Origin of the sequence: Pseudomonas sp. DG56-2, assembly GCF_004803755.1 — a bacterium.
GTDB classification, from domain to species: domain Bacteria; phylum Pseudomonadota; class Gammaproteobacteria; order Pseudomonadales; family Pseudomonadaceae; genus Aquipseudomonas; species Aquipseudomonas auratipiscis.
The window spans coordinates 2,776,822-2,799,503 of sequence record NZ_CP032311.1 but is presented as its reverse complement, the minus strand read 5'-3'; the positions used below and the strand labels follow the sequence as shown (position 1 = coordinate 2,799,503).

Here is a 22,682-nt window from a genome sequence, read left to right as displayed (position 1 = left end):
ATGAACTGCACTGTTAGCAATCACCTGGCGGTTTCGCCGGAACACCTTACTGCGCCCGCTCAACTGCTGGCCCCCGACTGGCTACTGTTGCCGGAAGGACCACGTCGTGATCATGCAGTACGCATTGTCGATGGCCACTTTGTCGATGTCGGACCGCTGGCGTTACTGCAAGGGCGCTATCCCGACCATGGCGTGCTGCGGCTCGAACATCAGCTGTTGATGCCAGGCTTCATCGATACCCATCACCACCTGAGCCAGAGTTTTGGCAAAGGTCTGGTATTCGGCGAGCCGTCTGAGATTTTCCGTCGTGTATGGATTCCCCTCGAAGGTTCGTTGGACACCAACCTGCTTTACCTGACCAGTAAACTGGCCGCCTTCGAATCGCTGCGTGGCGGCTTCACCACCGTGTGCGATGCCGGCACCCGCTCCAAGGAAGGCGTGGAGGCCATTGCCCAGGCGGTTCACGAGGTGGGCATACGCTGCGTGCTGGCCAAGACCTGCAACGACCTGGAAGGCGAGCGCGTCCTCGACGCTCGCCAGGTGTTGTCGAGGGCTGAGCAGCACCTGGCAGCGTGGGACAACGACCCGTTGATCATCCCGTCGCTGGCGATCCCGATTCCCGAGATTGCTACCGACCGCACCCTGGGCGCTGCATACCGCTTGTGCCATGAGGCGGGCAGGGTGTTCCAGAGCCATGTCAACGAACACCTGGTCGCGGTCGAGCGTTCCCTTGAACGATATGGGGTAAGACCACTTGAGCAACTGCACCGGGCGGGCGCGCTGGGGCCCGGATCGCTGCTGGCCCACGCAACCCTGCTGACCTCGAACGAACTCTGTCTGCTGCGTGATAGCGGCGCGGCCGTAAGTTACAACCCGGTAGCGAGCGCCTGGAAAGGCAATGCCGTTGCCCAGGCGCACTTGATGCACTGCCTGGGAATTGCGCTTGGACTGGGCACCGACGGCACACGCGGCGACGGCTTTCGCCTGCTCGATTATGCCGAAGCCGCGCAACGCTTTGCCCATGGTTTGCCGGTAGGTGATTCGGTATGCGGCGGTGGCCAGCTATGGCTGGACATGGGCACCCAGAACGCCGCTGACGTGGTGGGGCTGAGCAAGGTGACCGGGCGCGTCGCGGTGGGAAAAGCCGCAGATTTTCTCCTGGTGGACCTGGCGGTACCCGAGTTGCTGCCATCGTGGAACCTGCCCTGGGACTTGGTCAGGCTCGCCAACCGCGATCAGATCCAGGCTGTGGTGGTGCAGGGTAAGGTCCGCCTTTGGCAAGGCTGGCCCACCGACTGGGATGCACGTGACCTGATGCGCCGGGTCGATGCCTTGGCGCGTAGCGTCGTCGACCAGGCTCCCATCCATAAAGTGCACCCTTTGCCGATTGTGGCATGACGATCTGGAACCCGATAACGATGAATCTACCATTCGACCCGCTGTATATCATTGCCGTAGCCGTGGCCTGCGGTGCGCTTATCCAGGGTACGACGGGCATGGGCTTCGCACTGATCGTGGCGCCGGTAATGGGATTGCTGGCGCCGGAGTCCTTGCCCGTCAGCTTGTTGATCTTGATGCTGCCGCTCAACGCCGCGGTTGCCTGGCGCGAGCGTAGCGCTATCGATTTCAGAGGCAGCTCGTGGATCACCCTGGGGCGTTTCGCCGGCACTTTTGGCGGTGTCTGGATTCTGTTGATACTGCCGATTTCACAGCTCAACCTGCTTATCGGGCTGTCGACAATCGCCGCCTGCCTGGCCACCTGGATGGCGCCGTCTTTCATCCCCGGGCGCCGGGCGTTGATCTCGACCGGGGTGATCACCGGCATCACTGAAACAGCTACCGGGGTAGGCGGCCCGCCGCTCGCTCTGGTGTACCAGCACTCGCCAGTCGCCACGCTGCGAGGTTCTGTGGCCCTGTGTTTTTTAGTGGGCGAGGTGATCTCACTGGTGGTATTGGCCATGGGCGGGCATTTGAACACCGAGCAGGTCTCACCCGTGTTGGCCTTGTGTGTGCCTCTGGCGCTGGGTGTGGTTGCCAGCCACTGGGCTCGCCATCTGATCAACGAGACGAGGCTGCGCCGCTTCGTGCTCATTTTCGCCTTCGTCTCCGGGGCGCTTCTGCTGGTGCAATAAGCAACACCCCATCGCATTCCACAACAAGTACAAAAAAGGAATTCGCCATGTTTGCTTTGAACAACCCGATTACCCGGGCGGCACTGCTGTGCACGTCTGCCTGGTCCGCTGTGGTTGATGCTGGCTTGATTGATGACAGCAAGGCCACGGTATTGCTGCGCAACTATTACTTCGACCGCGACTACAGTGACAGTGGTGCGGTGCAAAGCCAGCGCCGGGAATGGGCCCAGGGCTTTATCGTCAAAGGCACCTCCGGCTACACCCCGGGCCCTGTGGGCCTGGGCCTGGACGTGCTGGGTCTTGTGGGCATGAAGCTGGACAGCAGTCCAGACCGCACCGCAACCGAACTGCTGCCCTACGACCATGACGATGGCCGCGCGCCGGGTAGTTATGGAAGGTTGGGCCTGACCGCCAAGCTGCGCCTGTCGCATACCGAACTGCGTCTGGGGGAGCTATTACCCGAGGTACCCATCCTGCGTTTCAACGACGGCCGTTTGCTGCCGCAGACCTTTCAAGGCGTTATGTTGAGCTCCAAAGAGTTTGCTCACCTGACCCTGCATGCTGGCCACATCCACAGCTTCAGCCCGCGCAGTGCCGCAGACAGCGAAGACCTGTACCCGTCGGTCAGCGGCCGCAGCGTTGCCAGCGCGACCTCTGACCGATTCACCTACGCAGGGGGTGAATACAGCCTTGGCAAGGATTCGGCGCTGGGACTGTGGACGGCGGAGCTTGAGAACGTCTACCGTCAGAACTATTACAGCCTCGCTCACTACCAGCCGCTTGGCGCCTGGACAGTGGGCGGCGTGCTGGGCGCATTCGATACTCGCGACACAGGTCGCTCGCTGGCCGGAAAGCTGGACAACCAGGCCGCCTCACTATTGTTGTCTGCCGCCCATGGTGGGCACCGTTTTTACCTTGGACTGCAGCGCATGTACGGTGAGGACGGCTGGATCACCATTGACCGCTCGCTGGGCAGCACCCTGGCTAACGACATGTTCGCCAACACCTTTGTTTACGCCAACGAACGCTCCTGGCAACTGCGTTATGACTATAACTTTGCCGCGTTGGGCATACCGGGCTTGACGCTATTGATGCGCTACACCCACGGCGACCATATCAACAGCGCCGAGACAACCAATGGCCGCGAGTGGGAGCGTGATGTGGGGCTGACGTACACCTTTCAGTTCCGTCAACTCAAGGGGCTTAGCCTGCGTTGGATCAACGCCGAAGTGGGGCGAGATTTTGGCCTGAATGACTTTACCGAGAATCGATTGATTCTGAGTTTGCCGGTTGAGCTTTTTTAGCGGTTTGGTCGCAGACGCACTTGCCGACCTGAAACTGCTGCTAAGTAAGGTCCAGGCGTTCATCGCCAGTATTGAACCGGCCCGGATCGATGGCCAGGAAGGCCGTGAAATCATCACCCGTCCAGGCACGCCGAAAGAAAAACGCTTTACCGGCCAGAGCTACCTGCTGACCTATGGCCTGCCGCAATTCTTCTTCCACGCCACCACCTACGCGATTCTGCGCCATAACGGCGTGGAAATCGGCAAGCGCGATTTCATGGGCGCATTCTGACCCAGGGCTCGCCCGGGATTGAGCGAGGCTGACGTTTTATACGTCTGCTGCGAGACCCGTGGTGTGCGTCGCCTTCGACATACGGATGGTTGGCGCACACGGGTCTTGCTGCTTGAAATTCAATCGTGCTCCAGTTGCACGTATTCCAGCATTTTCTGGCTTCCATCAAGAATGTCGCTGCAGATCGCTTGGCGAGCGCCGGCGCCATCGCGTTTTTTCAGTGCATCGAGTACGTCCCAGTGATGATCAATTGCCATGCGTTCATTGAAGCTCCCATAGGCGCGAGCAATGAGCGGCCCCGTACGCATCCATAAGCCGTCCAGCAAGCTGGTCAGTACCGGCATGTCAGCGATTTCCGTCAAGCTGAAGTGAAACTGGTGATTGAAGGTCAATGCTGCCTTCATGTCATTGTCTTTGATCGCTACGAGATTGTTTTGAATGCAGGTTTCCAACTGCACCAATTGCTGCGGGGTCGCTAACGATGCGGCGGTCTCGGCTGCCAATCCTTCGAGCGAAAGCCGGATGCTTCGGATCTCCAGGTACTGCTTGGACGTCAGTACCGGGACGCGAATGTCCCTCGGTGTCTTGAGAACCAGCGCCTGCTCCTTCGCCAGTTGAAGAATGGCGTCCCGTACAGGTGTGACACTCGTCCCCAATTGCTCAGCAAGGTCACGTATGCGAAGCCGGTCATTGGGCTGGAAGCGGCCGGTAATCAAGGCTTCCCGAAGCAAGCCATAGATGCCGCTGCCAAGGTATGAGTGTTTCAGGTGCTCAATGGGGTAATTCATCGCGTACTCGTATGCGGCACATGCCCGACTGGATAGGGGAGGCTACCGGCAGCGATTATCGAGTAACTCAAACATGTTGCCCACCGTTTACGTGGATTTCTGCACCATTGATGTACGAAGCGCCGTTGGTGCAGAGAAAATGCACCAGCGCGGCGACTTCCTCGGGCTTGCCCATGCGTTTCATAGGGATCGATCGCTCAACGATCAGTTCGGTGCCGGCGGACAAGATAGAGGTATCGATTTCCCCGGGCGCGATCGCGTTGACACGAACACCGTGCGGTCCGAAATCATGTGCCATCTCCCGGGTGAGGGCCGATAGCGCGGCTTTCGAGCAGGCGTAAGCGACACCTGCAAACGGATGAACGCGCGAACCCGCAATCGAGGTTACGTTGATAACCGAGCCTCTGGCTGTCTTGAGCTCCTCGAAAAGCCCGCGGGCCAGCAGTGCTGTCGAGAAGATGTTCACATTGAAAACGTTCAGCCAGGTCGCATAGTCCGATTCCAAAACCCCTAGTCGTTCGCCCTCTGTTCCTTTGGGTGACATGCCGGCATTGTTAACCAACGCATCCAGTCGGCCACCGAGCTTCTCCCTGATTTCTGCGAGTCTGTTCTGGACCTCCTCGACGTTGCCCAGATCAAGGTGAATATGGTTGGCCAGGCCTTCAGCCCACGGGCAGCCTTCGCCCAGATCTTGCCGCGAGGCGGTAAACACTCGCCAACCCGCGGCACTGAAATATTTCACGGTTGCGTGGCCAATGCCCCGGCTGGCACCGGTGAGAAGCAAAGTACGTTGGTCGGTCATGAGGAGATCCCTTTCGTTGGTGGGGATGAGTGTAGATCAAAATATGATGCATCATATTTATTATGTGTTTTAATGGATTCTGTCCCCAACAGGGGAGCCGTACATTCATTCGATTGCTGCCACTACAAGAAAACTGCCATCCCTTTAAAGCTGCCCACGACCCGTAGCTGACCTGGAGAGACGCATGAATAAGAAAATCGCAGCTGTACTTTTGCTTGGCGTAATTGCAGGACCACTGAATGCCGCTGAAAAGCTGACCGTGGTTTCTTTTGGCGGGAATAATCGCCAGGCTCAGGAAAAAGCGTTCTACAAGCCCTTCGCGGCCAAGAGCGCCACGACCATCACGGCGGATGACTACAATGGCGAAATGGCCAAGATCAAGGTGATGGCCGACACCGGCAAAACCAGTTGGGATGTTGTCGAGGTTGAATCTCCCGAGCTGATCCGCGGTTGCAGTGAAGGCTTGTTCGAGCCATTGGACTGGAGCCGGATAGGCAACAAGGAGGATTTCCTTCCTGCCGCAGTCAGCGACTGTGGTGTCGGCATATTCATTTGGTCGACGGTACTTACCTATGATCCCAAAAAGCTCGCCAGCAGCCCGCAAGGTTGGGCAGACTTTTGGGACATGAAGAAGTATCCCGGAAAACGCGGTCTTCGCCGCGGAGCGAAATTCACCTTGGAGTTCGCGCTGCTCGCTGACGGGGTAAGCAACCAGGATGTCTATGAACTTCTCGGCACTGAAGCGGGTGTACAACGCGCTTTCAAAAAACTCGACGAAATCAAACCCCACATCCAATGGTGGGACTCCGGCGCGCAACCCCTGCAATGGCTGGTCGCCGGTGACGTGGTCATGACCTCCGCCTACAACGGTCGTGTTACCTCTGCTCAAGAAGAAGGCCAGTCATTTGCAATGCAATGGAATGGCAGCCTTTACGACCTCGACCACTGGGCGATCGTGAAAGGTTCAAATAAAAAGGAATTGGCAGAGCGCTTCATCGCATTTGCCAGTGAGCCTGTTCAACAGAAGAATTTCGTCGAAGCGATTCCCTATGGGCCCAGCAATACAAACGCGATGAGCCTGGTAGATAAGCAAGTGGGCGAAAAGCTTCCGACTGCACCCGAAAACCTGAAAAACGCCCGGGCTACTGACGCCGAGTTCTGGATCGATCATGGTGAAGATCTGGAGGAGCGATTCAACGCGTGGGTCAATAAGTGATAGATGGCGCCCCGCAAGCTCGGGGCGCCATTAGCAAGCCGGATGAGGACGCGAGTCATGCTACTTGAAAATTTGGCTGTCGATGACAGCCTGCTAGAAGCTGCCCCAGCGCAGGTCACAGACGCACAGGCGTGCGCAGTGCTCGAGCAGCACTTTGGCTTATGCGGCAAGCTGGAAAAACTGGGAGGAGAGCGCGACCTCAATTTTCGCCTGCTCCTCGAGGACGGATCCTCTCGTTTGTTCAAGCTTTCTCATCCGCTTGAGAACCCCGACGTGGTCGACTTTCACAACCAGGCAATGCGAAGAATCGCGCTTCGAGATCCGAAACTTCCGGTTCAACGCGTGTATCCGTCGCTTCGAGGCCAGTATGCGACCTTGGTTGAGGTTGATGGGCAGCACATGCTGGCCCGACTCATGTCTTTTGAAGAGGGACTGCCACTTCACCGCGTGAATCGCACCACGACGGCGTTTCGCCGAGTGATTGGGCAGTCCATTGCCCGGCTAGACGTAGCGCTCGAAGGTTTCACTCATCCAGCCGCCGGGCATGCTCTGCTCTGGGACATGCAGCATGCCGCGCACCTTCGACCGCTGCTGGCTCACATCGAGCCGGGTCAGGGGCGAAGTTTGGTCGAGCAGAGTCTTGATCGGTACGCGTTCGTCGTATTGCCGCAGGTCCCCGGACTGCGCAAGCAAGTCATTCACAATGACATGAACCCGCACAATATCATCGTTGATCCCGAGCAGCCTGATGTCCTGCGCAGCATCCTTGATTTCGGCGATATGGTGTACGCGCCCTTGGTCAATGAAGTAGCGGTTGCCGCGTCATACCACCTTGGACCGGTCGGCGATGTTCTCGAGCCGGCGCTGGATGTCATTGGCGCTTACCACCAACACAATCCGCTTGCTCAAGAAGAAATGGCACTACTGCCGGAACTGTTGGCCACGCGCTTGGCATTGGCCCTGTGCATCAATTCATGGCGCGCCGAACTGCATCCGGAAAATCGTGAATACATCCTTCGAAACGCCCAACGTGCGTGGGCAAATTTGAATGCAATGGCGTCGCTGTCTCGATCTGAAATCGAAGATCGAATCTGTTCAGCGTGTCTACGTGAGGTCCAAGCATGAGCATGGTCAACGGTTTTACTAAAGAGGACGCAACCCGGCTTTGCGACACTGAACGACGCCTGATCGAACGCCGCGAGCGTCTGCTCGGCCCAGCGTACCGTCTTTTCTACGAGCGACCGCTGCATACCGTTCGAGGGGAGGGCGTTTGGCTCTACGACAAGCAGGGCCGTCGTTATCTGGATGCCTATAACAACGTCGCGTCCATTGGTCACTGCCATCCACGGGTGGTCGAGGCTATGTACAAGCAGTCGCTGCAGTTGAATACACATACCCGCTACTTGCAGGAGGGTATTCTCGATTATGCCGAGCAGTTGCTGGGCACATTCTCTGGCGATCTGGACCGCGTCATGTTCACCTGTACCGGCAGTGAAGCGAATGACCTCGCACTTCGGATCGCCAAGCAGTTCACGGGCGGTACCGGCGTCATCATTACCCGATTTGCCTACCACGGTGTCACTGGAGATATCGCCGAGCTTTCGCCGTCGCTGGGTAGTGCCATGGTGCTACCGGCGCATGTCCGGACCGTTCGCGCGCCGGACGCTTACCGTTTGGGCGCTGAAAACGTGGCGGCGACTTTCGCCGCGGATGTACGTGCGGCGATCGATGACTTGAAAGCGCACGGTATCCGTCCCGCAGCCATTTTGCTGGATGGCATCTTCGCCAGCGACGGCGTATTGCCAGGGCCGGCGGGCTTCCTTGCAGAAGGTGTGGCGTTGGCCCAAGCAGAAGGAATGATGTATATCGCCGACGAGGTGCAGCCAGGCTTTGCGCGTACCGGTCTGAACATGTGGGGTTATTCGAGGCACAACGTGCGTCCGGACATTGTCACGCTCGGGAAGCCCATGGGTAATGGTCAACCCATTGCCGGTATCGTTGGACGCGCTGAGGTAATCGACCACTTCGGAAAAAACATGCGTTATTTCAATACCTTTGGAGGCAACCCGGTCTCGTGTGCGGCAGGCCAGGCTGTCCTGGACGTCATTCGCGACGAACAGCTCCAGCAGCGATCACATGACATTGGTATCTACCTGCTGGACGGCCTGACCAAGCTTACGCAGCGCCATGAAGTGATCGGTGACGTCAGGGGGGCTGGCATGTTTCTCGGTGTTGAACTGGTCACCGACCGTGCGACGAAGAAACCCGCAGCTGAACAGGCCCGCAAGGTCGTCAACTCGATGCGTGAACAAGGGGTATTGATAAGTGCCGCTGGCCCGCTCGAAAACGTACTCAAGATACGACCGCTATTGGCGTTTACGCAGGAGCACGCGCAAATTCTTATCGATGCCGTCGATGTCGCCGTGCAAGGGCTCGATTGACTGCTGACACAGTCCGAGTCTCAATCCTTTCCACCTGATATTCGGCATTACTGGCGTTATGGCTTAAGATAGCCGGTTGCCGAAAGAACCGTCATGGCCACAGCCATGAAGGGCTTTCATCCTTTACAAATAAGTGTGGTGAAGATGAACAAGCCTTTCATTTCGCTGTGCCCTGAAATTACTCGGGCACACGCGCTGACGTTGAAAGATTGGTTGGAAGATGAACGCGTCACCTGTTACCTGAGCGATTCGCGTGATGTTTCCCGCTCCATTGAGCACGTCATCGATCGGACTCAACTACCGATCCTGACCCATTTATTCAACCGGGGTGGCCGCTTCTTCATGGCCTATGATAGGCATGATGCCCCGGTGGGCTTTGTCCGTCTCATCAAGACCGGCGCGAACTGCGAGATCGTCCTGGTCATTGGCGACAGCGACAAATGGGGCCGAAACCTTGGTGCCCGCACGATCCGCGAAGGCATGAAACTGGCCTTCCTCGACATGCGCTCCGAGAAGCTCATCGCCAAGATCCACCCGGACAACGCGCGCTCGCTGAAAGCCTTCGTGCGCAGCGGCTTTCTGCTTGAAAGCGAAACGCCGACATTGAAGTCATTTGCCATGACCGCAGGACGCTACCTGCAGTTCTTGCGCGAAGGTGCCGTTGGCGACGCCACGGGGATCTACATCACTGAAATCGACAAGGCCAGGCTCGAGAGTCTGATTGTGCTGGAGCAAGGCCCGACCGTTGTTGAACTCGAACATGAGCTTGAGCGCGCCATTGTCGTCAAACCGCAGCAAGTGGCGCGCAATGTGGTCACGATGAATTCCAGGGCCTTGCTGCAACTGGATGACGAAGAGATGGAAGTGGCCTTGGTCTACCCAGAAGACGCAGACAGCAGCGCCGGCAAGCATTCGGTGTGTTCCGACATCGGCGCCGCCATCCTGGGCTATCAGGAAGGAGACGCCATCGAGTGGCGGATTTCTGATCGAACCCGCCGGATTGAAATCAGGAAAGTGCTGTACCAGCCGGAGGCTGCGGGCGACTTCCATTTGTAATGCGCCCTTGACTCAGTGAATGACGCGCCATGAACATGAAGGACATGGCGCGTTGAGTGAACGCTTTAGGGTCTGTGTGAAAAGTCTTGAGACGAAGGTCAGGCAAGGCGAAAACAGCCGAGGAAGCGGAGTTTACGGGTTGTAAATGAGCATTCCGAGGCTGTTTTCAACGCAGCATCACCGAGTATCAAGGCTTTTCACACAGAGCCTAGCGAATAGGGGTCGATTGCGACGATGATTGGTATTCGGGGATTATTCTTCGGCTATCACTGAGATCTTCCCGTTACGCTCGATAATGGCAAATTTGATCTGCTCTATTTTTTCGATTCCTTGGCTGTCACGCGCCGATTCAAGGATGTCATCTTCCGTCAGGCGTGCTCTTCGCATACGGTGGTGCAAAAAACGTCCATGCTCGACGACCAAGGTCGCATGGCCGTCTAGCAGCCGCGCCAAACGCTTGGAGTTAAGTTTTGCGAGCGACAGGCCGACATCCAGGACAATCAGTGTCGAGATCACCAGCATCGCGTTGATAAACGAGAAGTCGTCGCCCAGTAACGCCTGCTGAGTCGCCTCGCCGATGATCAGCAACAGCACGAAATCGAAGGTGGTAAGGTCGGCAAGTGAGCGCCTGCCAGCCACGCGAAACAGCAGCATCAATGCCAGGTACATTCCTGCTGCACGGAGGATCGAATCCATTGCGTGCTCCTAAGGGAACAGAAAGGTGGAGAAGCGGACAACGCTGGATGGGCCTGCCATGACCACGCCTTCAAGCGTGCCCACGTATTCGCTGCGTAACGTCAGGTAGAGCGTGGCACTACCATCCTCGCTGGAACCCAGCTGGAGCAAGATGGCCTTGCCCTGAGAGCGCGACACTTGCGGCGCTGGTTGAATGGTCTCAATGCTGGCTTCACGCAGTAAGGAGCCACCGAGTTGCAGCATGATTGGTTCTTGGGCCCTACCACGTACCGTGATACGCAAGCTGTCAGTGGTTCCGCTGCGACTGAGCCGTTGATATTCCACCAGCAGCCGGCCATCCTCGCTCATGACCTGAGCATCGCTGAGGGGGCCGTTGCCAAACAGACCGGCCAAACCCAGCAGTAAAATGATCACGAGCACATACCAACCTGCTCGTTCGAAGCGCCAGACGCGTCGCTGCATATTCATGTCTTCCTGAACGGGATGGTGCATGGAGACGTGCTCATCGTCCGTCATTGCCATTCCCCTCAGGTGTGCGCTCGCGGAGCCAGCGCTCGTGATAGTGAGTCAGCTGGGTCAGCCCATAGAGAGCACCTGCCTGCATAACCTCCGAGCGTTCCCCGAAAAAACGCTGAGTATGCGTAAACACTGCGATGGGCTCGCCGGCAAACGCCCAGGCAAAACACAGGGTGCCGGGCAAAACTCCAGATTCAGGGGCAGGCCCGGCCACCCCGGTAGTTGCAACAGCGACGTTGGCATCGCTGTCCATCAACGCCCCTACAGACATTTCCCCGGCTACCGCCTCGCTGGTCAGTCCATAACGCTCGATTGTCTCAGGATTTACCCCTAGCAGACGCTTCTTGGCAGAAGGGGAATAGACGACATAGCCGCTTTCCAATACCTCTCCTGTACCCGGGCAGGCGGCCAGCAATGCAACCATGCACCCCGCTGTACAGGACTCCGCAGTGGTGAGCACCAGGTGGTGGTCTTTGAGATAGTCGAGCACTGCCATTACGGGATCGCATGCCATTTCGTTATGGACTCGAGGGAGCTTTTGCGGTGGACGTAATTTGTTGGCAAATGGTTCAACCCATTCAGCTTGGTCGCCGATATGAACGTCGCTGATATGAACTTTGTTGCTCGTCTGGACATCTGTGTAAGTACAAGCGGATGGGTTCCCTCCGTTGTCAGCGGAACACTGAAGAGGGGTAGGGCAGACAATGAAAAAGCACAATGAAGGTCAGGCGAAAACAGGAGCACCACCCCCAACGAATGGCGAACAAGAGCGTGACAATGATGCTCATCGACCGGATGGTTCGTCTGGAACTGCGCATGATTCGACTGCGCAGAAAACGGCTAGAAAAGACGGGCAGCGCAAATCCTGAAGCCACTCACCGCACCCTTTTGCTAGTTCTTGCCGCTCAGCGCTGAGCTCATCTGCGGTAGAACTATTCGGGGTAAAGCAGGCCCGCTAGTGACTCAATTTTGCCACCCGGTAGAGACCATTCGGGAGCCTCCTTGCGCACGAACAGAATCCTTCCTTCTTGCAAGCAGATAATGGTCGCATGCAACTCTTTCGATGGGTTCATGACGGTTTCTCCTACATGAGCAGATGGCCTGTGCAAGAGACTAAAAGTTCAATGCTTCGAGGACTAAAAGTCGCTGGGGACTCAAAGGGATTCCTCGGCACTGCATGTGTCGGTTGGAGTTTTGCGCGGGTCGGGCCGCAAACCGTTTGAGCGGACTGTTCGAGGTCTCTTTATCGATCCAAACTGGTCAGATGTTGCCAAGAAAGCGATAGATTCGTTCATCCATCGAATGGGCCACATTGAAGCGAATCCATGGCAGTACGCGGGTATCCGGCATGAACAATTGCCCAGGGGCGAGGAGGATTTTTTCTTCCTTGGCCTTCATGGCCAGTGCCGTGGAGTCAACGACCTGTGGGTGTCGCGCCCACAAGAACAGGCCTGCCCGTGGTTCGACAAATAGCTCCATGCCCACACTGCGCAGGCGTCGAGCGACGCTGTCATGGGCCTCGGCCAGATAGCTTTGCAGCTGTTTGACGTGTTTGCGATGGCGCCCTTGCAGCAACACTTCAAGGGCCAGCTCTTCTGTTATTTCCGAGCTTGTGAGGCCACTGACCAATTTTAACGGCAGTAACTCTTCGATCAGTTCCTGATGGGCAGCGATGAAGCCCACTCGCAATGCCGGGGCTATGGCTTTGGAAAAGCTGGCAATGTAAATCACCCTCGACAGCTGATCCATCCCGGCCAGCGCCTGCTGGCCGCTTGGGTCAAGATCAGCATAGATATCGTTCTCGACGATCAGGAAATCATACTTCTCTGCCAGTTGTAGCAGGCGATGGGCGACCGCAAGCGACAAGCTGGTGCCGGTCGGGCATTGCAGGCGGGTGTTGGTGAAGAACACCTTTGGCCGATGCTGAACGATCAATCGCTCAAGCTGTAGCAGATCGATGCCATCACGAGTGCGCGGCACGCCCAGGAGCTTGGCACCTTGTAGATGCAGGTTTAGAAAAAGATTGTGATAGCCCGGCTCGTCGACCAGCACGCTGTCGCCGCAGTGCACTAGATAGCGCACTACCAGGTCCAGGGCTTGGCTGGCGCCGCTGGTCAGCATGATTTGTTCGGGGTGGGCGGCAATCTGGCTATCCGCCAGTTTCTCGGCCAGCTTGCTGCGCAGCTTTGCGCTGCCTTTGGCAATGCCGTATCCGGAGAAACTGCTGGGCGCGCTGCGAGCCAGGATCCGCAGGCTGCGTTGCAGGCCATCGTCGTCCGTCCACTGTTCAGGAAGCAGCCCAACACCAGGACGGACTTCCATACCCATTGGTTGGAAGACTCGCTGCAATAGCAGATGTGCGTCGAAATCAAACGCGTAGTCAGGGGCGGCTGTCTCGCATGGCGCCTCGCCGATAACGCTATCCGCCGGCTCCCGTACGTAGAAACCCGCATTGGGTACGGCTTTCAATAAACCCAGCGCAACCAGTCGATCGTAGGCCTCGACCACGGTGAAGTGGCTGACATTGTGCGATTGCGAGAGCCTGCGGATCGAGGGCAACTTGCTGCCAGGGCGAAGCTGTTGTTGTTTGATCGCCAAGCTTATGCCCGCAACGATCTGGCTAACCAGCGGCGCCTGGGAACTGGGGTTCAGGAACATCATAAAACTTTCGCTCAAGCAGGGCATGGGCAGGCACGTGTACCGGTAAAAAGACCATAACAGTGATGCCAGCCAACGGCATTTCCTGTGTATGGCCGCCAGTAGGGTGCTGCGGCAAGATCGGGCCATAGCCGATCGATTTATCAGCAGAACATATCACGAACCTGGATCCGCCATGCACGATACCCTCCTGAAAATAGACCGTAGCAAGATCTCCCCTGAAGAGTGGAAAACCCGCTGTGACCTGGCGGCACTGTATCGGTTGCTCGCGCACTTTCGCATGACCGACCTGATCGACACGCACATTTCCGCCAGGGTGCCAGGCGAGGAAGGACACTTCCTGATCAATTGCTATGGGGTACTGTTCCACGAAATGCGTGCTTCGGATTTGATCAAAATTGACCATGAGGGCAATGTAGTAGACCCGTGGCGCGGTCCCGATAGTGTCAACCGCGCCGGTTTCAATATCCACTCGGCGATTCATGCGGCGCGTCCGGATATCGATTGCGTGGTGCACACCCATACCTCAGCGGGTATCGCCGTATCTGCACAAGAGCAAGGGCTATTGCCGATCAGTCAGCATGCCCTGAAGTTCTACCGGCGCCTGGGTTACCACACCTATGAAGGTATCTCGTTAAACCCCGACGAGCGCGCCCGCTTGGTTGCCGACTTGGGCCCGCACATGGCGATGATCCTGCGCAATCATGGGTTGCTTGCAACTGGCGGCAGCATCGCCGAAGCCTTCAATCAGATTTACTTCCTTGAGCGCGCTTGCCAGGCTCAGGTGCAGGCACTCGCTGGCGGACAAGCGTTGCGCTTCCCGACAGAGGCGGTCTGTGAATTGACTGCCCAACAGTCCGATGACGAGATCGACCAACAACTGCATCAACTTGCTTGGAACTCAGCACTGCGCCTGATCGCCAATGATCCCGTAGATTACCGCAGCTGACAGGCGACAACCGATCACCGCGAAGCTATTACCTTGCCGTGCATATCTGCCAAAACTAACAATCCTAAGGGCTAGAAATGAAAAACAAAGCTATTGGAACCTTGTTGCTCGCCGCCATGGCGTCGAGTTCCATGGCCGACGAGATAACAGTGATCTCGTTCGGCGGCGTAAGTAAAGATGTGCAATCGGAGGCTTTCTATAAACCGTTTGAGAAGGCCACCGGCAACAAGGTGATCGCTGGTGAGTACAACGGCGAGATGGGCCGGATCAAAGTCATGGTCGATACCAACAGCGTCAATTGGGACATCGTGCAGGTCGAAGCGCCGGAACTGATACGCGGCTGCGAAGAAGGGATGTTTGAGCAACTGGACATGGCGAAACTGGGTAAAGAGGAAGACTTCGTGCCCGGCACACTATCGGACTGTGGCGCTGGCTTGTTGATCTGGTCGATGGCGATGGCTTACAACAGCGAGAAGTTGAGCGCTGCACCGACCGGTTGGAATGATTTCTGGGATACCCAGAAGTTTCCCGGTAAACGCAGTCTGCGCAAGGGCGCCAAATACACCCTGGAAATTGCCTTGATGGCCGATGGCGTGGACTATTCCGATATCTATACGGTGTTGGGCACCAAAGAAGGGGTCGATCGCGCATTCAATAAACTCGATCAGATCAAATCCAGCATTCAATGGTGGGAGGCTGGCGCGCAGCCAATGCAATTCCTCGCCAGTGGCGATGTGGTGATGAGCACTGCGTTCAATGGTCGTGTGTTCTCTGCCCAAGAATCAGGAGCGCCGGTGCAGATCGTCTGGAAGGGGAGCATCTATGCCATTGACTCCTGGGCGATTCCAAAGGGCAGCAAGAACAAGGCGGTCGCCGAACAGTTCATCGAGTTTTCCCTACGCCCGGAAAACCAGAAAATCCATACCGTAAAGCTTGGCTATGGCTCGACCAACCTGCACACCGCATCACTTCTCGATCCAGCCATGGCAGCACGTCTGAACTCGGCCCCCGCTAACCTGGCGCAGGCAATCCCCATGAACAATGAGTTCTGGGTTGATCATGGAGAAGAGCTTGAGCAGCGGTTCAATGCCTGGGTGGCTAAAGCTAACTGATGCGAAGGTGGGCGAGGGTTCGAAACGCATCACAATGCCTTGGTCGTCAACTGGAGGCGCTGGATTCTCGCTCCACCAGTGCCAAGCAGCGCTGAACAATCGGGCTGACATCACCGGTGCGGCGACTGAGGATAATCGGGCTGACAGCACTGGGGTCGAGCAGGGCGGCGTATTCGACCCCGGTGCGGTGCTGCTGAACCGAGGAGGGTACCAAGGTAACCCCCAGGCCTGCCGCTACCAGCCCGATCGCCGTCTGCAACTCATTGGCCCACTGACTGACCTTGATGCTCATGCCATGTTGCGCAAACAAGGCCAGTACGTGGTCGGCGTAGCTAGGCCGCGGGTTGGCCGGGTAAAGGACGAAGGGCTCTTTAGCCAGTTGTTCCAGCGCTAGAGCCTTGCCTGCCAACGCATGGCCACTTGGAAGCACCGCCACTAGGGGATCTTCACGCAGTACCTGCTGATAGATCGCTGGGTCGTCAATGCGAATACGGCCAAAAGCGATGTCGATCCGACCGCTTTTCAGCGCCTCTACCTGTTGCACGGTGGTCATCTCGCTCAGCCCCAATTCCAGGCCCTCGTCGCTGCGCAGCGCACGAATCAGCTCAGGCAAATCGGCATATAACGTGGACGGCGCAAAGCCTATCCCCAGCCATTGGCGCTTGCGTTCGCCAATGCGCCGGGTGTTATCGCTGATGGTTTGCAGTTGCCCAAGCAGGGTGCAGGTGTGCTCGTACAAATAGCGCCCGGCTTCGGTCAGACGTAGCGGCCGTTCGCGCTCTACCAACAACGTCCCCACTTGTTCCTCCAGTTGACTGATCTGTCGACTCAGAGGCGGCTGAGCCATGTGAAGAAGTTCGGCGGCGCGGGTGAAATTAAGGGTTTCGGCCAAAACCGTGAAGTAGCGAAGGTGGCGAAGCTCCATCAGACCTCCTGGGTATGGTGGCAGATTTTTTTGATATTGGACGCCGGTCAGGTTCTCGTGCAATGCTTGAATAATCAAGTGAAATATATTGTATTAAGCTAGCCAGCTGCGCCTCAATTGACGGGACACTCGAACAATGACAAACGCCATAATCGAAAGCCTTGACGCTTTGATCGTCGACCTGCCGACCATCCGCCCGCACAAGCTGGCGATGCATACCATGCAGCAGCAAACCCTGGTAATCCTGCGTTTGCGCTGCAGTGATGGGGTCGAAGGCATTGGTGAATCCACCACCATTGGCGGACTGGCGTACGGCTACGAAAGCCCGGAAAGCATCAAGACCAACATCGATGCACACCTAGCTCCGGCATTGGTCGGCATGCCGGCAGACAACATCAATGCGGCCATGCTCAAACTGGACAAACTCGCCAAGGGCAATACCTTCGCCAAGTCGGGTATCGAAAGCGCGTTGCTCGACGCTCAAGGCAAGCGGCTTGGGTTGCCGGTCAGCGAACTGCTCGGCGGCCGTGTGCGTGACAGTCTCGAAGTGGCTTGGACGTTGGCCTCTGGCGACACCGCCCGCGACATTGCCGAAGCCGAGCAGATGCTCGACCTGCGTCGTCATCGCATCTTCAAGCTGAAGATTGGCGCCAACCCGGTCGACATCGATCTGGCTCATGTCATTGCGATCAAAAAGGCCTTGGGCGAGCGCGCCAGCGTGCGGGTCGACGTCAACCAGTACTGGAACATATCTCAGGCAGTACGTGCTTGCCGGGTGCTCGGCGATAACGGCATCGATTTGATCGAACAACCGATCTCACGCAACAACAGAGCAGGGCAGGTGCACCTTAGTCGCGTCAGCCCGGCACCGATCATGGCCGATGAATCCATCGAATGCGTTGAGGACGCGCTGAGCCTCGCCATCGACGGCGCGGCCAGCATCTTCGCCTTGAAAATCGCCAAAAACGGCGGGCCACGTGCCGTGTTGCGCACCGCGCATATCGCCGAAGCCGCAGGCATCGCCCTGTACGGCGGCACCATGCTCGAAGGCAGCGTTGCCACGCTGGCCTCGGCCCATGCCTTTATCACGTTGAACCAACTGACCTGGGGCACCGAGCTCTTTGGCCCGTTGTTGCTCACCGAAGAAATCGTCACTGAAGCGCCGCTGTATCGCGATTTCCACCTGCATGTACCGCGCACCCCGGGCTTGGGCCTGACTTTGGATGAAGAGCGCGTGGCGCGCTTCGTTCGCCGCTGATAGAGGGAACCACCGATGCTTTTTCACGTAAAGATGACGGTAAAACTGCCCACCGATATGGCCCCGGACACCGCTGCCAAACTCAAGGCCGATGAAAAGGAATTGGCCCTGCGCCTGCAACAAGAAGGCACCTGGCGCCACCTGTGGCGTATTGCCGGGCACTACGCCAACTACAGCGTATTTGATCTACCCAGTGTTGAAGCATTGCATGACACGTTAACGCAGTTGCCATTGTTCCCGTACATGAACATCGAGATTGACGGCCTGTGCCGTCATCCGTCTTCCATTCACGCTGACGATCGCTGAACCGTTGCTAAAACAATAAATAACAGGTGATAACAATGACAGTGAAAATCTCACACACCGCTGATGTTCAAAACTTCTTCAAAGAAGTATCCGGTATTGATAACGACCAGGGCAGCAAACGCTTCAAGCAAATCATCCTGCGTGTACTGCAAGACAGCGCCAAACTGATCGAAGACCTTGAAATCACCGACGACGAGTTCTGGAAAGCGGTGGACTACCTCAACCGCATGGGCAGTAACCAGGAAGCCGGATTGCTGGTCGCAGGCCTGGGAATAGAGCACTTTCTGGACTTGCTGCAAGATGCCAAGGATGCCCAGGCCGGGCTCAGTGGCGGCACCCCGCGCACTATCGAAGGCCCGCTGTACGTAGCTGGGGCCCCGTTGACCGAGGGCGAGGCGCGCATGGATGACGGTACCGACCCTGGCACCGCGATGTACCTGCACGGTCGTGTGGTAGACGCCGAAGGGCAGCCGGTTCCGGGCGCTACGGTAGACGTGTGGCATGCCAGCACCAAGGGTACTTATTCGTACTTCGACCCAAGTCAGTCCGAATACAACCTGCGCCGGCGCATCCTCACCGATGCCCAAGGTAGCTACCGCGTACGCAGCATCGTACCGTGCGGCTACGGCTGCCCACCGACAGGCACCACGCAAGAAGTGCTCAACCACCTGGGCCGTCATGGCCAGCGCCCGGCGCATATTCACTTCTTCATCTCGGCGCCTGGTTATCGTCACCTGACCACGCAAATCAACTTTGAGGGTGACCAATACCTCTGGGACGACTTTGCCTACGCCACACGTGACGGGCTGATTGGCCAACTGAACTTCATCGACGACGCACAAGCGGCTAAAAACCGCGGCCTGGAAGCAACGTACTTTGCCGATCTGCAATTCAGCTTCCAGCTTCAGGCCGCAGTGGATAAAACCGCAGGTGAACGCAGCCAGCGTCCACGCGCCTTGCAAAAAGCCTGATCAAGCGCACATATGACCTTGTGGGAGCGGGCTTTGGTTCGTTATCTGGCGCGCAGCGGCAGCAATGCCAGCGCCAGGTTGGCCGTGGAACGTGGTTTTGCGAGCGCTGTGCACTCGATCGCCAGCAAGCTAGCTCCTACGTCATTGATTAGCCTGTGGGGCGAGTTCGCTCCGGCCATCCAGGGCGCGCACGCTTAGTCCTAGTTCCTCCAGCAATGGCAGGCTGCAGGCATTACGCCCGGTCAGCGACTGGCGGGGGCCTGAGCAGAGCGCCAGGGCGGCTTCGGCCATCGCTTCGATCGGCTCGAATATCGCCTGATCATCGATGCTGCCAGTGTCGAGCGCACCTTCACTGGCCACCGCTTCGACCGGTGCGAGGCTATTGATGGCAATCGACTGGCTGGCCAGTTCCATGGCCCAGCCTGCTGTCAAACGTTCCAACGCCGCCTTGGTGGCGCCGTACAGGCTTGGCGAGGCGGTGTTATGGAAACGGTAGGCGCGGTCATCGCTGTAGTAAGGGCCACAACCAGGTCGCTGTGAAGTTGCACTGGACAGATTGAGGATCCAGCCGCCACCGCGTTCAACCATCACTGGTACAGCCAGTTGGCTCAGGTGCAGCGGTGCAATGAAGTTGATTCCCAGCGACAGCTGCACATGCCTGGCCCGCTGCTCCTGGGTTGGGGCGAAGCGTGCAAAGGCTGCGTTATTGACCAGAATGTCGACACCACCCCAGTGCTCGAGCGTTTGCGCCATGATGCGTTCGCGGTCTTCTTCCTTGGATAGATCGCCGGTGATGCTCAAGCATTTTCCACCCCGGCTGCAGATGTAATCGGCGGTTTCCTGCAATGAGCCGGGTAGCCTGCCGCCTGGCTCGCCGGTACGGGCAGTAATCACAACCCGAGCGCCTTCGGCGGCAAAGCGCTTGGCGATCGCGGCACCGATGCCTCGGCTGGCACCGGTGATGATGGCGATCTTGTTCGCTAGAATCTGCGGCATGCTGCTCTCCTGATGGTGGCGACATCAACAGCAGTCAGTGCAGCGTAAAGGGCGCACTGGCGAATCGTTCATTTGGCCTATGTCTGCAAATTCGCCGGCCGCAACTGGATACGCAAATGACGCTCAAAACTACCCAATCATTTACGCCTTAAACAGCTGAATCAGCACTTGCTGATGATCCGCCTGCGCAGTCAACCGCTGGCTGATCAGCGCCGACTGCTCCGCCTGCCCAGACAGCGATTCGGTCACATTGCGGATGGCCTGAACGTTACGATTGATCTCTTCGGCAACGCTGCTTTGCTCTTCAGCGGCACTGGCGATCTGCAGGTTCATATCGGTGATTTCGTTCACCGCCTGGCCGATCTGCTCCAGGGTGCGTACCGCTTGCTGCACTTGCGCGACGTTCTGCTGGGCCAGTTCATGGTTGGCGTGCATCGATTCGGTGACATCGCGGGTGCCGTCCTGCAGGTCATGGATCACCTGGCGGATTTCTTCCACCGAGTGTTGGGTGCGTTGCGCCAACCCACGTACCTCATCAGCTACCACAGCAAAGCCGCGGCCTGCCTCGCCAGCGCGGGCCGCCTCGATGGCCGCATTGAGGGCCAGCAGGTTGGTTTGCCCGGCGATGGACAGGATTACTTCCAGTACCGAGCCGATTCGCTGGCTGCTGTCTCCGAGTGACTGCAACTGCGCCATGCCGCTAGTCATCGCGTGGGCTTGGGTTTGGATCGCGCCGGATGTCAGGGAGACCACTGCCAAGCCCTCCTGGGTCGCTTCATCGGCGCGGCGGGCGGCGTCGGCGGCATAGGCTGCACTTTGTGCCGACGATTGCGCTGCCACGGTCATTTCGTGCAGTGCGGTGGCCACCAGATCGATCTCGCGGAACTGCTGCTGCATGCCGATGCTGGTTTGTTCAGCGATCAGCGCCGATTGATTGGCAGTGGTGCGCGCCCCTCCCAGCGTTTGTTGCACCTGGACAATCACCGGTTGCAGTTTGTCGAGGAAGCGATTGAAGGCGCGGGCCAAGCGACCGAGTTCGTCACTCTTGGCATAGGACAGGCGTTTGGTCAGGTCACCTTCACCCTCGGCGATGTCATCGAGCATTTCGCTGACGCGCAGCAGTGGGCGGGTGATGCTTTTGGCGGCAAACCACATCATCACAATGCCCAGCAACGCTGCCGTCAAACCGAGCGACAGTTCAATTCCGGACGACTTCCAGCGTTGGCCGTCCATCCAGCTTTTCATCGACTCGGCAGGGGCGACCAGGATGCTGCGCGGTACATTGACCAACACCCCCCAAGGCTCGGCTCCAGCGATGGGTTGGATCGGTGCCAGCAGTTGCATTTGATCGGCACTGTCCAACGCCTGAATACGGTTTTGATTCTGCAATGCGAGGATCTGCGCGGCTTGTGTCGGCATAACCTGCTGCAGGGCGCTGCCCAATTGGGCAGGCGACTCGGTGTGCGCGGCAAGCACGCCGGAGGGGCTGATGATGGAGATACCGGCTCGTCCGTCATAGAGTCTTTGCGCTTGCGCCTGGGCATCCTTCTGCAGGACTTGCAGGTTGATGTCCAGGCCGATGACGGCAATGACCTTGCCCTCGACGATCAGCGGCAGGGCAATGCTTGTGACCAACCGCTTGGTGCCGGTGGATTCATCAAAGTACGGTTCGAGAAGGCAGGATTTGGCGCTCTCGACAGGGCAGGTAAAGAAAGTGTTGAAAGCCGCGCCGCTGGGGCCTTTCGAGGTGTCTGCCAGCAGCTTTTCGTCGCCCGGTACCGCTTGTAATACGCCGGGGTTGGGTTGCAACCAGTAGACGGCAAAGCGTCCGGCATCGTTGCTGCCAAGGTCGGTGTTGCCTTTGAACGCGGCGTCGATGCCGTCCAGTGCGTTGGGTTGGAAGATCAAAAACAGTCCGAGGACCTCCGGGTGATCTTCAGCGGCCTTGCGCAGCTCGGTGCTCAGCGATTGACGCGTGGCGACGGCTTGCTCACCTGATTGTGCGCGCTCACGTAGAAACAGCACCTGGCGTCCGAGCCCAGCAGCCAATTGATAGGCACTGTTGAATCCGTTCTGTACTTGCAGGGCTTGTATCTGGGCTTTGTCTTGCAGGGTACGTTGAGCGGCTTGCGCCAGTATCTGGCTGGCAAAGTCCTTGGCGTTTTCGGTGCTGGTGCGGGTTTGCTGCAAGGACAAGCTGACCAGCAGGCCGACCACGGTAATCAGGCACAAACTGGCGAGCCAAATGATTTTGCTCTGGATGCTCAAGCTGTTTTTCATCGCGG

21 protein-coding genes and 4 pseudogenes are annotated in these 22,682 nt (G+C 57.6%); 14 read left to right on the top strand and 11 right to left on the bottom strand.

The features are described 5' to 3' along the window. The 4 genes and pseudogenes from D3Z90_RS12650 to D3Z90_RS12635 all read left to right on the top strand — a co-directional run. Complete coding sequence (locus tag D3Z90_RS12650; protein ID WP_168198465.1) at positions 1-1,398, top strand: amidohydrolase family protein; 1,398 nt, start codon at positions 1-3, stop codon at positions 1,396-1,398. Then, positions 1,395-2,132 (top strand): sulfite exporter TauE/SafE family protein, encoded by a 738-nt coding sequence (locus tag D3Z90_RS12645; RefSeq protein ID WP_256658362.1) that lies wholly within the window; start codon positions 1,395-1,397, stop codon positions 2,130-2,132. Before D3Z90_RS12650 ends, D3Z90_RS12645 begins: the two co-directional genes overlap by 4 nt. Before the next feature lie 47 nt (positions 2,133-2,179). Next, on the top strand, positions 2,180-3,436 hold the full coding sequence (locus tag D3Z90_RS12640; RefSeq protein WP_136476116.1) for an OprD family porin: 1,257 nt from the start codon (positions 2,180-2,182) through the stop codon (positions 3,434-3,436). A gap of 22 nt (positions 3,437-3,458) precedes the next feature. Beyond that, positions 3,459-3,707 (top strand): annotated as a pseudogene (locus D3Z90_RS12635) (DUF1993 family protein); the annotation flags it as partial. Between the two features lie 119 nt (positions 3,708-3,826). Here D3Z90_RS12635 and D3Z90_RS12630 read toward each other — a convergent pair. Both D3Z90_RS12630 and D3Z90_RS12625 read right to left on the bottom strand, forming a co-directional pair. After that, positions 3,827-4,495 carry a GntR family transcriptional regulator gene (locus D3Z90_RS12630; RefSeq protein ID WP_136476115.1) on the bottom strand — a complete coding sequence of 223 codons (669 nt, stop codon included), beginning with the start codon at positions 4,493-4,495 and terminating at the stop codon, positions 3,827-3,829. Positions 4,496-4,562: 67 nt separating this feature from the next. Continuing rightward, positions 4,563-5,297, bottom strand: coding sequence for an SDR family NAD(P)-dependent oxidoreductase (locus tag D3Z90_RS12625; protein WP_136476114.1), 735 nt, complete (start codon positions 5,295-5,297; stop codon positions 4,563-4,565). A 184-nt stretch (positions 5,298-5,481) separates the two neighbouring features. On the opposite strand from D3Z90_RS12625, the gene D3Z90_RS12620 reads away from it, so the two are divergent. The 4 genes from D3Z90_RS12620 to D3Z90_RS12605 all read left to right on the top strand — a co-directional run bounded on the left by D3Z90_RS12620 (position 5,482) and on the right by D3Z90_RS12605 (position 10,010). Then, complete coding sequence (locus D3Z90_RS12620; protein ID WP_136476113.1) at positions 5,482-6,513, top strand: polyamine ABC transporter substrate-binding protein; 1,032 nt, start codon at positions 5,482-5,484, stop codon at positions 6,511-6,513. A gap of 57 nt (positions 6,514-6,570) precedes the next feature. Next, a complete protein-coding gene (locus D3Z90_RS12615; RefSeq protein ID WP_136476112.1) occupies positions 6,571-7,638 on the top strand; it encodes a phosphotransferase in 1,068 nt (355 codons plus the stop codon). Further along, positions 7,635-8,954, top strand: a complete 1,320-nt coding sequence (locus D3Z90_RS12610; protein ID WP_136476111.1) for an aspartate aminotransferase family protein — start codon at positions 7,635-7,637, stop codon at positions 8,952-8,954. Before D3Z90_RS12615 ends, D3Z90_RS12610 begins: the two co-directional genes overlap by 4 nt. A gap of 93 nt (positions 8,955-9,047) precedes the next feature. Further along, positions 9,048-10,010, top strand: coding sequence for a bifunctional GNAT family N-acetyltransferase/nucleoside diphosphate kinase regulator (locus D3Z90_RS12605; RefSeq protein WP_136476110.1), 963 nt, complete (start codon positions 9,048-9,050; stop codon positions 10,008-10,010). A 252-nt stretch (positions 10,011-10,262) separates the two neighbouring features. Here D3Z90_RS12605 and D3Z90_RS12600 read toward each other — a convergent pair whose 3' ends face one another. The 3 genes from D3Z90_RS12600 to D3Z90_RS12590 are packed head-to-tail and all read right to left on the bottom strand — an operon-like array spanning position 10,263 to position 11,736. Then, positions 10,263-10,706 (bottom strand): DUF421 domain-containing protein, encoded by a 444-nt coding sequence (locus tag D3Z90_RS12600; RefSeq protein ID WP_136476109.1) that lies wholly within the window; start codon positions 10,704-10,706, stop codon positions 10,263-10,265. A gap of 9 nt (positions 10,707-10,715) precedes the next feature. Further along, positions 10,716-11,222: a hypothetical protein gene (locus D3Z90_RS12595; RefSeq protein ID WP_136476108.1), complete on the bottom strand. Its 507-nt coding sequence runs from the start codon at positions 11,220-11,222 to the stop codon at positions 10,716-10,718. Then, a complete protein-coding gene (locus tag D3Z90_RS12590) occupies positions 11,209-11,736 on the bottom strand; it encodes a CinA family protein (RefSeq protein ID WP_136476107.1) in 528 nt (175 codons plus the stop codon). Before D3Z90_RS12590 ends, D3Z90_RS12595 begins: the two co-directional genes overlap by 14 nt. Positions 11,737-11,999: 263 nt before the next feature. Here D3Z90_RS12590 and D3Z90_RS26800 point away from each other — a divergent pair, with 263 nt between their 5' ends. Then, positions 12,000-12,137 carry a hypothetical protein gene (locus D3Z90_RS26800; protein WP_168198464.1) on the top strand — a complete coding sequence of 46 codons (138 nt, stop codon included), beginning with the start codon at positions 12,000-12,002 and terminating at the stop codon, positions 12,135-12,137. Between the two features lie 47 nt (positions 12,138-12,184). Here D3Z90_RS26800 and D3Z90_RS27365 read toward each other — a convergent pair. Together D3Z90_RS27365 and D3Z90_RS12580 are read right to left on the bottom strand one after the other, a co-directional pair. Further along, positions 12,185-12,295 (bottom strand): annotated as a pseudogene (locus D3Z90_RS27365) (DNA mismatch repair protein MutT); the annotation flags it as partial. 187 nt (positions 12,296-12,482) lie between these two features. Beyond that, complete coding sequence (locus D3Z90_RS12580) at positions 12,483-13,883, bottom strand: PLP-dependent aminotransferase family protein (protein ID WP_136476106.1); 1,401 nt, start codon at positions 13,881-13,883, stop codon at positions 12,483-12,485. A 172-nt stretch (positions 13,884-14,055) separates the two neighbouring features. Between D3Z90_RS12580 and D3Z90_RS12575 the strand changes: the two genes are divergently transcribed. Beyond that, positions 14,056-14,829: a class II aldolase/adducin family protein gene (locus D3Z90_RS12575; protein ID WP_136476105.1), complete on the top strand. Its 774-nt coding sequence runs from the start codon at positions 14,056-14,058 to the stop codon at positions 14,827-14,829. Positions 14,830-14,906: 77 nt separating this feature from the next. Beyond that, a complete protein-coding gene (locus D3Z90_RS12570; protein WP_136476104.1) occupies positions 14,907-15,941 on the top strand; it encodes an ABC transporter substrate-binding protein in 1,035 nt (344 codons plus the stop codon). Positions 15,942-15,987: 46 nt separating this feature from the next. Here D3Z90_RS12570 and D3Z90_RS12565 read toward each other — a convergent pair whose 3' ends face one another. Further along, positions 15,988-16,866, bottom strand: coding sequence for a LysR family transcriptional regulator (locus D3Z90_RS12565; protein WP_136476103.1), 879 nt, complete (start codon positions 16,864-16,866; stop codon positions 15,988-15,990). Between the two features lie 136 nt (positions 16,867-17,002). Here D3Z90_RS12565 and D3Z90_RS12560 point away from each other — a divergent pair, with 136 nt between their 5' ends. Genes D3Z90_RS12560 through catA form a run of 3 tightly spaced genes read left to right on the top strand, consistent with a single transcriptional unit; the run spans position 17,003 to position 19,401 of the window. Further along, complete coding sequence (locus tag D3Z90_RS12560) at positions 17,003-18,124, top strand: muconate cycloisomerase family protein (protein ID WP_136476102.1); 1,122 nt, start codon at positions 17,003-17,005, stop codon at positions 18,122-18,124. Between the two features lie 15 nt (positions 18,125-18,139). After that, the gene (gene catC, locus D3Z90_RS12555; RefSeq protein WP_136476101.1) at positions 18,140-18,430 is read left to right on the top strand and encodes a muconolactone Delta-isomerase; all 291 of its coding nucleotides are present in this window, start codon (positions 18,140-18,142) and stop codon (positions 18,428-18,430) included. 35 nt (positions 18,431-18,465) lie between these two features. Continuing rightward, positions 18,466-19,401, top strand: a complete 936-nt coding sequence (gene catA / locus D3Z90_RS12550; RefSeq protein WP_136476100.1) for a catechol 1,2-dioxygenase — start codon at positions 18,466-18,468, stop codon at positions 19,399-19,401. A 141-nt stretch (positions 19,402-19,542) separates the two neighbouring features. Here catA and D3Z90_RS12545 read toward each other — a convergent pair whose 3' ends face one another. The 3 genes and pseudogenes from D3Z90_RS12545 to D3Z90_RS27355 all read right to left on the bottom strand — a co-directional run. Continuing rightward, positions 19,543-20,397 carry an SDR family NAD(P)-dependent oxidoreductase gene (locus tag D3Z90_RS12545; protein ID WP_136476099.1) on the bottom strand — a complete coding sequence of 285 codons (855 nt, stop codon included), beginning with the start codon at positions 20,395-20,397 and terminating at the stop codon, positions 19,543-19,545. A 141-nt stretch (positions 20,398-20,538) separates the two neighbouring features. Then, positions 20,539-21,075, bottom strand: a pseudogene (locus D3Z90_RS27360) (methyl-accepting chemotaxis protein); the annotation flags it as partial. A gap of 321 nt (positions 21,076-21,396) precedes the next feature. Then, positions 21,397-22,677 (bottom strand): annotated as a pseudogene (locus D3Z90_RS27355) (HAMP domain-containing protein); the annotation flags it as partial. Positions 22,678-22,682: the final 5 nt, after the last annotated feature.